This window comes from Candidatus Caldatribacterium sp. SIUC1 (assembly GCF_051549785.1).
GTDB lineage: Bacteria > Atribacterota > Atribacteria > Atribacterales > Caldatribacteriaceae > Caldatribacterium.
This window is the reverse complement of the sequence record NZ_CP189974.1, coordinates 1,386,690-1,398,941: the sequence shown is the minus strand read 5'-3', so window position 1 is coordinate 1,398,941 and position 12,252 is coordinate 1,386,690. Positions and strand designations below refer to the sequence as shown.

At 51.3% G+C, this 12,252-nt stretch carries 12 protein-coding genes, 1 tRNA gene and 1 other RNA gene; 5 read left to right on the top strand and 9 right to left on the bottom strand.

Annotated features, from left to right (window positions below; all coding sequences use genetic code 11):
* Positions 1 to 91: 91 nt before the first annotated feature.
* The 3 genes from ACP6EK_RS07310 to ACP6EK_RS07300 are packed head-to-tail and all read right to left on the bottom strand — an operon-like array spanning position 92 to position 2,806.
* The gene (locus tag ACP6EK_RS07310) at positions 92 to 928 is read right to left on the bottom strand and encodes a carbohydrate ABC transporter permease (RefSeq protein WP_438314714.1); all 837 of its coding nucleotides are present in this window, start codon (positions 926 to 928) and stop codon (positions 92 to 94) included.
* Positions 925 to 1,776, bottom strand: a complete 852-nt coding sequence (locus ACP6EK_RS07305; protein WP_438314711.1) for a carbohydrate ABC transporter permease — start codon at positions 1,774 to 1,776, stop codon at positions 925 to 927. The genes ACP6EK_RS07310 and ACP6EK_RS07305 overlap by 4 nt, the downstream gene beginning before the upstream one ends.
* A 1-nt stretch (position 1,777) precedes the next feature.
* Positions 1,778 to 2,806, bottom strand: a complete 1,029-nt coding sequence (locus ACP6EK_RS07300) for a LacI family DNA-binding transcriptional regulator (protein WP_438314709.1) — start codon at positions 2,804 to 2,806, stop codon at positions 1,778 to 1,780.
* Between the two features lie 281 nt (positions 2,807 to 3,087).
* Here ACP6EK_RS07300 and ACP6EK_RS07295 point away from each other — a divergent pair.
* The 5 genes from ACP6EK_RS07295 to rnpB all read left to right on the top strand — a co-directional run bounded on the left by ACP6EK_RS07295 (position 3,088) and on the right by rnpB (position 5,750).
* Positions 3,088 to 3,162, top strand: a tRNA-Ile gene (locus tag ACP6EK_RS07295).
* Positions 3,163 to 3,184: 22 nt separating this feature from the next.
* A complete protein-coding gene (locus ACP6EK_RS07290) occupies positions 3,185 to 4,279 on the top strand; it encodes a Nif3-like dinuclear metal center hexameric protein (protein WP_438314706.1) in 1,095 nt (364 codons plus the stop codon).
* Complete coding sequence (locus ACP6EK_RS07285) at positions 4,276 to 4,974, top strand: zinc ribbon domain-containing protein (protein ID WP_438314703.1); 699 nt, start codon at positions 4,276 to 4,278, stop codon at positions 4,972 to 4,974. Before ACP6EK_RS07290 ends, ACP6EK_RS07285 begins: the two co-directional genes overlap by 4 nt.
* Positions 4,955 to 5,389 (top strand): ribonuclease HI family protein, encoded by a 435-nt coding sequence (locus ACP6EK_RS07280; protein WP_438314700.1) that lies wholly within the window; start codon positions 4,955 to 4,957, stop codon positions 5,387 to 5,389. The genes ACP6EK_RS07285 and ACP6EK_RS07280 overlap by 20 nt, the downstream gene beginning before the upstream one ends.
* A gap of 9 nt (positions 5,390 to 5,398) precedes the next feature.
* An RNA gene (gene rnpB / locus ACP6EK_RS07275) (RNase P RNA component class A) lies at positions 5,399 to 5,750 on the top strand.
* On the opposite strand, the gene ACP6EK_RS07270 is transcribed toward rnpB, so the two are convergent.
* The 6 genes from ACP6EK_RS07270 to ACP6EK_RS07245 form a co-directional block, all read right to left on the bottom strand.
* Complete coding sequence (locus ACP6EK_RS07270; protein ID WP_438314697.1) at positions 5,749 to 6,708, bottom strand: ABC transporter permease; 960 nt, start codon at positions 6,706 to 6,708, stop codon at positions 5,749 to 5,751. The genes rnpB and ACP6EK_RS07270 overlap by 2 nt on opposite strands.
* Before the next feature lie 61 nt (positions 6,709 to 6,769).
* Positions 6,770 to 7,600: an ATP-binding cassette domain-containing protein gene (locus ACP6EK_RS07265; RefSeq protein ID WP_438314694.1), complete on the bottom strand. Its 831-nt coding sequence runs from the start codon at positions 7,598 to 7,600 to the stop codon at positions 6,770 to 6,772.
* Between the two features lie 4 nt (positions 7,601 to 7,604).
* The gene (locus ACP6EK_RS07260) at positions 7,605 to 8,603 is read right to left on the bottom strand and encodes a sugar ABC transporter substrate-binding protein (RefSeq protein ID WP_438314692.1); all 999 of its coding nucleotides are present in this window, start codon (positions 8,601 to 8,603) and stop codon (positions 7,605 to 7,607) included.
* Between the two features lie 101 nt (positions 8,604 to 8,704).
* Positions 8,705 to 9,796, bottom strand: coding sequence for a uroporphyrinogen decarboxylase family protein (locus ACP6EK_RS07255; protein WP_438314689.1), 1,092 nt, complete (start codon positions 9,794 to 9,796; stop codon positions 8,705 to 8,707).
* On the bottom strand, positions 9,793 to 10,917 hold the full coding sequence (locus tag ACP6EK_RS07250) for a LacI family DNA-binding transcriptional regulator (RefSeq protein ID WP_438314686.1): 1,125 nt from the start codon (positions 10,915 to 10,917) through the stop codon (positions 9,793 to 9,795). Before ACP6EK_RS07250 ends, ACP6EK_RS07255 begins: the two co-directional genes overlap by 4 nt.
* Positions 10,918 to 11,041: 124 nt before the next feature.
* Positions 11,042 to 12,136: an aldose epimerase family protein gene (locus ACP6EK_RS07245; RefSeq protein WP_438318947.1), complete on the bottom strand. Its 1,095-nt coding sequence runs from the start codon at positions 12,134 to 12,136 to the stop codon at positions 11,042 to 11,044.
* Positions 12,137 to 12,252: the final 116 nt, after the last annotated feature.

Here is a 12,252-nt window from a genome sequence, read left to right as displayed (position 1 = left end):
GTACCATCCCTCCTCTCTCGGTTTTAAGCATTTCCCGATACTCAAACTGCCTTTCAGGAACTTTTGATCCTCTCAGCATCACCTCCTCAGTCTATTTAAAAGTTTGACCAACCAACCCACTCACCACATACTTCTGAAAAACGATCACGATAATGATAATGGGAAGGACGGCCAAAAAACCTCCCGCCGCCATCTTAGCAAAAGGAATGTCCAGGTATCCGGGGAACTCAAGAAGAGCAGGCATAACCATTTTGGCCCGGTGGAAAGTAAAGGAGAGTGAATACAAAAGGTCATTATAAGCCCACACAAAACGCAGGACAAAAAGGGCAATTAAGACATTTCTTAGAGCAGGCATGACGATCCGTAACACAATTCCCCACTCGCTACAGCCATCTAATCTTCCAGCATCGATAAGTTCGTTAGGGAAAGAATAGAGATAAGGCAGGGCAAACCAGGAAAAAAGCGGTATGCCACTAAAACCATAAAGAAGAACCATCAGAATATGACTATCCAGAAGTCCCAGGCGACTTGTTATGATAAAGATGGGCAAGACATAGACCACCCAAGGGAGGGTGACAAGCCAGATGATAAAGTACTGGGTAAAATTCCTCAGCCGGAAACGATACTTAGCCAGTGCATAGGCAACAGCAAAACTCGAAAAAAGGGTAATAACAGAAGCAGAGAGAACAATCACTATGGAGTTAAGAAGATAACGTGGGACTTCATACTTGGTAAGGATTTCTACATAGGACTTGAAGGTAGACACCGCCGGAGAAGGAAAGAGGTGAGGTATGGAGCGGATGACTTCCTTTTCGGGCAAAAGAGATACATTGATCATCCAATAAAGAGGAAAGAGCGTTAAAACGGTGATTGCCACGAACCCCAGAAGCTTTAAACCACTCTCCCAAACCCGTCGTTTCCTTCTCACTCGATGACCCTCCTTTGCAAGGGGCTAAAAACTACACCGGTAAAGCCCAAGATGATCAAACTCCAGAGCACTGATGTGGCGATACCGTATTCATAATTTCCATAGCGGACCCCATGACGGTAGATATTCAAAGACACTACTTCAGTGGCGAAACCGGGACCACCCCCGGTGAGAGCATAAATGAGGTCAAAGTCCTGCAGAGCAAAAATGAAAAGGATTATTCCGATATAGAGAATCGCTGGGCGTAGCAAGGGGACGGTTATATACCGAAAATTCTGCCAGGGACCTGCCCCTGAAAGGGTACTTTCCTCGTAGAGCTCTGGAGGAATGTTCTGGCGAGCAGTCAAAAAGAGGAGAGCGCTGAACCAGACGTCTTTGTAAACCCGGGCCAAAATCACCGATACCCTTGCCAGAGAGGGGTTTCCCAACCAGGATAATCGTTCTCTGATAATCCCTGCTTGCAGTAAAAAGTAGTTCACTACTCCAAATTGCTGGCTTAAGGCGATCTGAAGCAGGAGCCCCCAAGCGGTGAGGGATATCGCCCAGGGGATAAGGAGAATGGATTTCACAAAATTCTGGCCCCTTTCCAAGGAATTGATGAAGATACCCAAAAGTAAGCCCAAGATAGTCATCACCACAGCCACCACACCAGCGTAGGTAAGGGTGAATTGTAGGGCATTCCAAAAGGCTTGGTCTTTAAAGAGCGCCAGATAGTTTCTCAAACCAACGAAATGACCGGTGGAGCTAAAGAAAGAGAGACTAAGTCCGTAGAAAAAAGGAACCGTGTGGCTAATAAGGAAAAGCGAAAAAGGAAGAACAAGAAGTACAAGCAGGGGTTTCTTCGTCATATTATCCCTCCCTTTTAGGTGCCTGGGTTGAAGACCGCAACACTAGTTGCTCCTCCAAGACAATCTGACGAGGGGGAATTTTGTCACCTCGTTCAATTCGCTCTAAAAGAAGTGAAGCAGCTATTTCTCCAGCCTCGTGCTTAGGAATAGCTATAGCAGTCAAGGGAGGTTCCAGAACTCCGGCAATAATATCGTCCACAGCAATCAAAGATAGGTCATCAGGAATTCTTATTCCTTCTTCTTTAGCCACCCTCAACACCCCTATACTCAGTTGTTCATTAAAACCCAAGAGAGCCGAGGGTTTTTTGCGATCTCTCAAAAAAATCTTGGCACTCAGATAACCACTTTTCTGAGAATAATCGCTGGCCTCAATGACCAGGCTTGGATTAAAGGGTACGCCGAATTCTTCCAGTGCTTTCCGACAACCGTCGAGACGACGTTTACTCACTCCACTTTCCTTGACCTTAAGAATGGCAATCTCTCGATGTCCAAGTTCAAGGAGATACCGCATAGCCTTGTAGCAGCCTGAAGAAGCATCACTCCATACCACATCGAGTGCAGGAACACGGGTTGATCCATAGCAGTTAACGACAGGAATGCCACTTTCTATAGCTCTCTCGACCATTTCTCTCAAAGCCTCGTTGTACGGGGTCGAATAAATAATCCCTTCCACCCGGCTGCGAAGGAACATTTTGAAAAACCGTTCCGTCTTTGTGATATCGTTATCATTGTTACAAAGAATCACACTGTACCCCCGGGCAAAAGCCACGTCCTGAATTCCTCGCGCAATGCCAGCATAGAAGGGGTTGGTGATGTCTGGGAGAAGGTATCCTATGGTGAATGTACGGCGGGTACGCAGGCTCTTTGCCACCAGATTGTGATTGTAATTGAGCTTTGCTGCTGCCTCGAGAACCTTTTTCCGTGTTTCTTCACTTACGTACCCGTAGTTCCCAAGGGCTCTACTCGCAGTAGCAACGGAAACCCCAGCTTCCCTTGCTACATCTTTGATGGTGACGATTTTCCTCTCCATGCTCTGCCCCTTTCCAGGGGATATGATAACGTTCTCATACCTTCCTGTCAAGGGGGGCGCTTCACAAAGTACCCCACTCCTCGGTCAAGGGGAAATCCCTGTTCTAATTGACATTATGGATGTCTTCTCCAGCGCAGATTGCTTCTGGATGAGTGCAATGCTTCCCAGTGAAAAAGCACAATGGGAAACCCTGCAGACCATGGCAGGAGTTACTCCAAACGGCGAGAACGCAGCAGGCCTTGATAAAAATCCAAAGAGTATGGTATATTTTTACTGCCCGTGGGTCCATAGCTCAGCGGTAGAGCAGCCGGCTCATAACCGGTCGGTCCCTGGTTCGAATCCGGGTGGACCCACCATTTTCTCTCCTGTGGAGGAGCGATGGAGCCATTACAGAACGTTGTCCGGTTCTTTGAAGAAATGTTCCCCTCCTCCCTTGCTCTTCCTGAAGACCGCGTTGGTCTCCAGGTCCAGGCAAAAGACACTGTAGAAAGAGTCATGGTAGCTTTAGAGCTTAACCCCCAGGTTCTCAAGAAAGCCACAAGAGAAAAAATCGACCTTCTGTATCTTCACCACCCTCCCCTCTGGGAACCCCTCAGCAGGCTCTCTTATTTAGACCCTCTCTTTTCCATGCTTGCAGAGCTGTACTTCCAGAAAATCTCCGTTCTTGCCCATCACACCAATCTCGACCTTGCGCCAGGGGGGATTGCCGATCAGTGGGTGAGACTCCTGGAACTTGAGGGATCCACAAAACCTTTATTACCAGCAACGCACGGAAGAAAATACAAGATTGTGACCTTTGTTCCTCCTTCCCATCTCGATGAGGTTCTCAAGGCTCTCTTCGACCAGGGCGCAGGGATTATAGGAAATTACGAGGAGTGTGCGTTCTTTCTTCCGGGAACGGGAACCTTCCTTCCCCGGGCAGAAGCCCGGCCTTTCATTGGTGCCCCCGGTCAGCGAGAGACGGTGGAAGAAATCCGGGTTGAAGTCGAGGTGATGCCTTCCTGCCTTGAAAAGGTTCTGGAAGCTCTCCACAAGACCCACCCCTATGAACAGCCCGTCGTGGACGCCTATCCTCTTGTGACGTTTTCCCCCTCAGCAGGCCTTGGAAGAACAGTACACCTCTCCTCTCCTCTCCCATGGGAGGTCTTCGAAAAGAGAATAGCTTCCCTGGCGATACCTCGCACGGAATTCTTTGGGGAGAGAAAGGAAGCTCTCCAGAAAATCGCCCTCTGTCCTGGAAGCGGAAGAAGGCTCGTTACCAGGGTCCTTGAAGAAAGGGCTGATCTCTTCATCAGCGGAGACCTGACCCATCACGACATCGAGACACTCCGCCTTTCCGGTATCTCTTACCTTCACCTTCCTCATGGTGAGGGGGAACGGCGGGCACTTCGAGAACTCGTCCCTTTCCTGAGAGAAAAAGCGCAAAAGAAAGGTTTGAAGGTCGGTATCCTCTTCGAAGAGGATGTCCCATGAGTGATATCCTTGGGCTTTTACAGAAACTCCAGGAAATAGATCGCCGGGGAGACAACCTAAAACAGAGGATTACCAAAAGAACCAGGGAAGGAGAAACCCTTGAAGAAGAAAAAAGGCGGATAGAAGAGGAACTTCGCCTCCTGAAGCAGGCTCTTGAGCAGACCCGTCTTGCGCTGGCAAGAAAGGAACTTGAACTCAAAGAGGCTGAAGAGAAGTGGATGACCACAAAGAACAAACTCTACAGCGGAGAAATCACCTCTTCTAAGGAACTCGCTCAGTGGGAAAAAAGCATGAAAAAACTCGAAGAAACCAAAAGTCTCCTTGAGGACGAGATTCTCCTTGAGATGGAAAACGTGGAAAACCTGGAGCGAGAATTTCGGGAGAAAACAAAGCTATCCTCCGAGCGCGAAAAGGACCTTGTCCAGAGGATGGCCCTCATAGAAACAGAAATTGCTGCCCTGAGGTCAGACCTTGCGTCCCTTGAAGCGGAGCGAGAAAGTATCGCCGCCCTGCTCCCCCAGGAAATCCTCATCCACTACGAAGACCTTCGAAAAAAATTCCCAAACGCTGTTGTTCCCCTTGCAGGGGAAATATGTGAGGGATGCCACCTCACTGTGCCCACTGTGGTGGCCAAAGCGGTCCGAAGAAGAGAAGGCGTCGTGAGGTGCCCAAACTGTGGACGATTCCTCTGTTGAGCCATTCGACGAACTCCTGGTCTTTGTTGACGGTGCCTCAAAGGGAAATCCGGGGGAAAGCGCTGCAGCCTTTGTGGTCTGCGACGGGGATGGCAACGTACTCTTTGAAATGGCCTCCCGGATTGGAGTCGCAACGAACAACGAGGCAGAATACTGGGCATTGCTTCTGGCCCTTGACTTTTTGCGCCAGTGGAAGGTGAAAAGACTCTCGGTCTTTTCCGACAGTGAGCTTCTGGTCCGACAGCTCCAGGGTACCTACAGGGTTCGATCTTCCAGGCTTTCCTCCCTTCACCAACTGGCGAAAGAGCGTATTCAGGGATTTCCCTCGTTCACCATTACCCACATTCCCCGGGAGAAAAATCAACGAGCGGATTCCCTGGCTTCCGAAATACTCACTTCCCGTGTCCGGTTATAATTGCTGAGGAGGGTAGGTCGGGCAACCACGGGGAGCGAAAAACTCCCTGAGGAAAGTCCGAGCTCCACAGAGCAGGGTGCTGGGTAACACCCAGTGGGGGTAACCCCAGGAAAGTGCCACAGAAAACATACCGCCCCGTAAGGGGTAAGGGTGAAAAGGTGAGGTAAGAGCTCACCGGACGTCGGGTGACCGGCGTGCCTGGCAAACCCCACCCGGAGCAAGGCTAAATAGGAAGGGATGAGGTGGCTCGCTGACCTTCGGGTTAGCCGCTTGAGGAGTGGGGTGACCCACTCCCCAGATAGATGGTTGCCGCTCTCCCTCAGGGAGAGTACAGAACTCGGCTTACAGACCTGCCCTCCTCAAGCCACCCTTCGCCGCAGGACTGAATGAATCGCAATGGAAATGACAATGATGAGACCGTAAACGAGCTGTGTCCAGAACCCTGAAAGCCCCATGGCAATGATGCCAGCCTCAAGAATACCAATGATGATGGCTCCGATGAAGGTCCCGAAGATCGTCCCCACACCACCCTCAACAGGTGTCCCACCGAGGAAAACGGCGGCAATGGTTTTCAGGAGATACCCCTGGCCAAGAGTGGGCCAGAAGTAAAGGACCTCTAAACTCGCGAGGACTCCTGCAAAGGCTGCAAACCCGCCCATTTGTGTAAAGACAATGATTTTTACCCGGTCCACATTGACTCCCATGACCCGGGCACTGGCCTCATTGTCTCCAGTATAGTAAATATGGGCCCCAAACCGATGCCGGTTCAAAACAAGCCAGAGGAAAAAGCCCACCACCACGGCCCAGAAAATTTGAACCGGAATTTTCCCTAGAACTCTCCCCACAAGGAGGTAGTACAGGGGGCTCTCCTTGGTAGGAACCAGAGTCTTCCCCAACCCCTGACAGAGGACCTGGGTAAGACCGGCCCAGAAAAACTGCGTACCAATGGTGACCACAAGAGAAGGCAGGCGAAGCTTCACCACGAGAAGACCATTGAGGTATCCAGCAATAAGACCAACAATAATGCAAATAAGAAGGGCCAGAGCAACACTTCGCGTGGCATGGAAAACCTGGGTGAAAACGTACCCGCAAAACCCCATAATGGAGGGAAAGGAAAGGTCCATCTCGCCACAGATTACAACAAGGGTAAGCGAGAGGGCCATAATCATTGAAAACGGTATCGTGGACATAAAGGCAGCGTAGATATCCCCGGAGAGAAAAGTTTTTGGACTACTGATGATGAAAAGCAAAAGCAAAACGAAGAGGACAAAGAGAATGCTGACTTGCGTTCTATTCTCCGAAAGCCATCTGTTCCTCATTCTTTTTCCCCCCAGAAAAGACTTAGAAAGAAAAGACCCCGGCTGCTCGCCGGGGTCTTTTCTAGGGCATGAGCGACTCAAGACCATGAGGGGTCGTCGGTGTCTTCTGCGAGGTCTCACCCTCACCATTGAGACGACCAGTACGGGCCACAAGGTAGAGCTTTTCAACGAGTTCTTCCAGGGAAATCGCCGCTTTCATAAACTCTCCTACCACCCTTCCCCGGTCAAGAATCACAATGCGATCCGCCACCGGGTACACGTGGTAGATGTTATGGGTGATGAAGATGGCCGATTTCCCCTTTTTCTTAATCTCCTCAACAAAGCTCAACACCTTCTGTGTCTCGGAGAGTGAAAGACCCGTTGTTGGTTCGTCGAGAATAATGAGGTCTGCCTGAAAGTGCAGAGCTCTTGCAATCGCCACACCCTGTTTTTCTCCTCCGGACATGGTCCCGACTATAGCGTCAACGCTGAGTGCCGAAGAAGTGAAACCCATGTATTCCCGGATGATTCGTTCAGCCTCTTCTCTCTGTTTCCGAATGTCTATGAACCCCCACCGGTTGGTGATCTCCCGACCCATGAAGATATTGCGCCAGAGGGAATGCTGCTCCGAAAGCGCCCGTTCCTGGAAGACCGTTTCAATACCCAGTTCTCTTGCCTTGGCCACAGAGTAATTGACGAGCTTTTTCCCCTTCCAGTAAATCTCTCCCGAGTCAGGCTGATGCACACCAGTGAGGATCTTGATGAGCGTTGATTTTCCTGCACCGTTGTCACCCAGAAGTCCGACGATTTCGTTATACCCTACCTCGAAGTTGACCCCTCGGAGCACTTCCACATGCCCAAAGGATTTCCGAATATTGACCATCTTGACGAGAACTTCAGAAGGTTCAGCCATCCTCTCACCGAATCCCTTGCTCCACAAGCGGAGCGATTTCTTCAACGTTGGTCTTGTCCACAAGCCCAGACCCGGTGTCGATATGGAGGCCAGCAAACTTGTACTTAATGCTCATGCAGAGCTGGACAATCGGCAGGAACCCCTGCAGGAACTGCTGCTGGTCATGGATCAGGTCACAGTACCCTTTCCGCATGGCTTCAAGGGTGGCCGGGGAGAGGTCAAATCCAGCGCCATACATGTCATCAGGTCCCTTCCCGGCGGCCTTAAAGTATGTTTCTAAAGTAGCGGTGAGCCCACCATGGTCCGTAACCACAAGCTTAACATCTGGATGCGAGGAAACATACGCAGCAAAAACTGGAGCGCCAAGGGGAGCATCAGCGTTCACTTCAGGGGAAATCTCGAGATAGTCCACAACAAGCCCTGCCTCTTCCAGAGCATCGATAACCCCCTTCGTTCTGAGACCGCGAGTAGGCTGCGAGAGAAGACCCCAGACCATAGCCCGGTCTCCAGCCTTGAGGTCGAAACGCTCGAGGCATCCCTGACCCAAGAGCCGTCCGGACTCGTACAGCTCCTGGCCAACATAACCAAAGCCTTTTGACCTGTACTTTGCTTCAGCCTTAGGAAGGGTGGTGTTCTGTGAAGTCACGATAATGCCCTGCGCGAAAGCCTCGTCAATAAGGGGCAGAAGAGCATCGTCTCCAGGATGGCCCATAACAGCGATACCATCAGGTTTTGCCGCAACAGCTTCCTTGAACTGGCGCACCATCATCTCGGGATCCCAGTTCGACCAGACATACTCTACCTTGCAGCCCATGAGCTTTTCGGCCAACTGAGCACCACGGTACACGACGCTCGCAAACGGACACCCCGGAGGTCCACCGCAGAAGAATCGAATGGTAATATCCTTGAAGGGGCTTTCCTCCTGGGCAAGCACCGAAGTCACCAAACCACCAAGGATAAGAAACATCGCGAATCCCAACACCCACAACCGATTCCGCTTCATCCTGCTTCCCTCCTTTCAAAGTTTTTGCGGAATCCTCAAACATGCGAACCCCGAAAGACGCAATCCCAAAAATGGCTTTTCTTAGCCCTTTCTCACCTCCCTCACACCCGAACAGGATACATTCCGTACGTCCTCGCCGCCTCAAGAAAAGCCAGAAAGTTCTCCAGAGGTGTGTCAAGCTGCACGTGGTGGGTGGGAGCAATGATGAACCCTCCACCTGGAGCCATAGTCTGCATCCGCCTCTGGACCTCTCGCCGTACCGATTCAGGAGTGCCAAAGGGTAATGTCTCCTGCTCATCAATGGTCCCCCAGAAGGAGAGCCTCTCCCCATACCGCTTCTTCAGGACCTCAGGGTCCATTGCCTTTGGCTGCACCGGATTCAGAACATCAATGCCAATCTCGATGAGATCCTCAATGATGGGTTCAATGTTGCCATCGCTGTGATAGGCAATGAAAATATCCGGGTTGAGACGCTTCAACTCCAAGCAGATGACAGCCATACGGGGCTTCAGGTACTTCCTCCAGAGGTCAGGAGCAATCAGCATTCCCCGTTGCGTTCCCACATCATCCCCAAGCCAGATGCCATCTACACCCATCTTGACGAGGCGTTTGGCTGCTTCAAGGTGGAAGTAAAAGGGAATATCAAGGATAGCGTTAGCCTTTTCCTCATCGGTCACCATATCCACAAGAAGTCGCTCCAAACCCCGGAGATACCATGCTCCCTCAAAGATCGTGCAGACGGTAACCCCAAGGATAAAGTAATCCTTCCCGTACCGCTTGAGAACTTCCTGCAAAGGAGCGTAGAGTTCCTCCCGATGGGGGTCAGGAGGGACGTAGGAAGCGATATTCTCGTCTTGAGAAAGAGGGTGCCCGGCAATCTCGGTATACCTTCCCTTTCCAAAGGGCGTCTCGTACTCCACCTGCTTCCAGGTAATACCCCATTCGCAAACGTATACATCCTCTGAAGAAGCATAATAAGAATTGGCAATTCCCACCGAGTACTGGATAATATCAAGCCCCAGGGCTTCTTCAAGGTCGTGAACGACGCCTCCATGGGGATTCAGATCCTGAGGGGGCAGGCCGAGATGCTGGCGCAGACGGTTGGCAAACTCCGGAGTGAAACTTGCCGTTATGGGGACACGGTCAGGTTCCCCATGGGAGAGAGCAACAATAACACGTTCCTTGGAAGTCATGGCAACCCCCCTCCAGGGACTGACGCCGCTTGCGGGGTTCTTCCCGCTTCCCAAAGGAGCGTTCGGCTCAAAAGCCGCTCGAATTGCTGAACACTCTGGCTACTTGAGGTTCCCGAGAAAACGGGAACGGTGGGGAGATAGAAAGTAGGAGCATCCAGGGTAAAGCCGAAAAGCAAATGCTGCACAAGGAAGGCAAGGCTCAGAAAGCCCTGGAGATAGGGGTACTGGTAAAGGCAACAGTCAATAATCCCCTCCTCAAGGTAGGTTTCCCATTCTTTTGCCAGGTCATTTCCCACGACCACAATGCCCCGCTTCCCCGACTCTTTCAGGGCTCTTCCCACGCCACAGTTCCCAAAAGCAGTACTCACGAAAATCCCACAGAGCCCTTCCTCTTTCAAAAGTTCCTCTTTGACTACCCGATAGGCTTCTTCTTCACCCTTGACCTCCACCACTCTGGATACGTCATAGGGAAGACCTCGTTCCCGCACAAAGTCAGTGAGTCCCTGCCAGCGCATAACGTGGGAAGGCGCCTGCTTGTGAGTGGTCAGGGTGTAGATAACTCCTCTTCTATTCCCCAGAAGAAGCTGAAAAATGCGCCCCGCCATCCTCCCTGCTTCTCCACCATGCTGACCCACATAGAAGACGCGCTTACTCAAAGGGGCGTCAACGTTGAAAGTCACTACTCTGGTTCCCCGGATGAAGAAAGCGTTAATGAAGTAATCAAGACGGGTAAGGTCTGAGGGAACGATGGCAAGACCGTCAATGCGCTCCCCGTGGAGAAGCTTCTCCAGGATTGCCGTTTGTTCGCCAAGATTGTGACCTTGGGTTCGGTACATCTCAAAGTGGATTCCCCACGGAGCGAACGAGCGCACAGCATCACCGATGCCCTCTTCCACTTTATCCCAGAAGAAGGCGTCTGTCGGGAACAGCACCACAACTCTCTTTGGCTGCGGGAGGGGAAAAATTCCAGAAAAGGTATAACCTAGCTCCCGCGCCCTCCGAACAATCTTTTCTCGCAACTCCGGATTAACCTTTCCCTTTCCACTCAAAGCCCGACTCACAGTGGCAATGGAAACGTTGAGTTCTTTTGCGATGTCCCTTATAGTAACTTTTTTACCCACTGGTGCAAAACCCTTTCCCGGAGTTAAAAGAACACCCTTCTTTTGCTCTCATATTACCAGAGACTTTCCCGAAAGACAACCCTGTCCTTCCCCAGGAGGGGAAGGACAGGGAAAGGATAGAGACTCACTCGGTGAGGAACTTGTAAATCGTAACCTGTTTGTACACCTCTCCGGGAGAAAGGAGCGTGCTCGGGAAGTTCGGGTGGTTAGGAGAATCGGGGTAATGCTGCGTCTCAAGGCAGAACCCGGCGTACTGCCCGTAGTACTTGCCGCCCTTCCCTTTAAGGTCGAGCCAGTTGCCCGTATAAAGCTGCACACCAGGCTGGGTGGTGTACACTTCCATAACGATGCCGCTTTCTGGAGCTTTCACCCGCGCCGCCAGTGCAAGCTCCCCGGTCTGATTGTTGAGCACAAAGTTGTGGTCATAACCCTTGAACGGTGGCTCGGCAAAGGCCTGGATCCGCTCACCGATCTTATGAGGTTCGCGGAAATCAAGAGGAGTTCCAGCAACAGGGGCAATTTCGCCCGTAGGGATGAGATTGTTGTCAACGGGAGTGTAATTGTCTGCCACAATCATGAGCTCATGGTTCAAAATGTCTCCCGAACCTTCGCCTTCGAGGTTGAAGTACGCGTGATTGGTGAGATTGACAACGGTGGGCTTGTCCGTGGTCGCCACGTACTCAATCTTCAGTGCGTTGTCGTTGGTCAGAGTATAGGTAACGGTCACGTCGAGATTCCCGGGGAAACCTTCCTCGCCGTCATGGCTCAGGTACTTGAGCCGCAGGGCAGGTCCCTCGGGCGTCTTCATCGGAATGGCTTTCCAAACCACATCCTGGAACCCCTTAACTCCTCCATGGAGCATGTTGGGACGGGCGCCACCAGCATCGTTGCATGCCAGCTGGTACGTTACCCCATCAATGGTGAACCGTCCCTGGGCTATACGGTTGGCATACCGTCCAACTATGCAGCCAAAGTAGGGGTCATTTGGCCCTTCGAACTCTGCAAGGGTGTCAAAGCCAAGGACAACATCCCTGAGAAGGCCGTTTTTGTCCGGAACCCAGAGTTCGGTAACAATGCCACCATAGTTGATAATCTTCACCATTGCTCCGTTGGCGTTGACAAGGGTGTACTGGTCAATGGGCGTACCATCCTTGGTGAATCCGTAGAAGGACTTTTCAATGACCACGTCCTTGAGGGAAGCAGCAAAAGCGCAGGACACAAGCACAAAGAGCACCAACACCGTACCGACAAAGAGCCGTTTCACAACTACACCCCCCCTTAAAAGTGTTTTTAAAACCCCATTTGCAACGGGGTTCACACTGAAAATAATAGGAG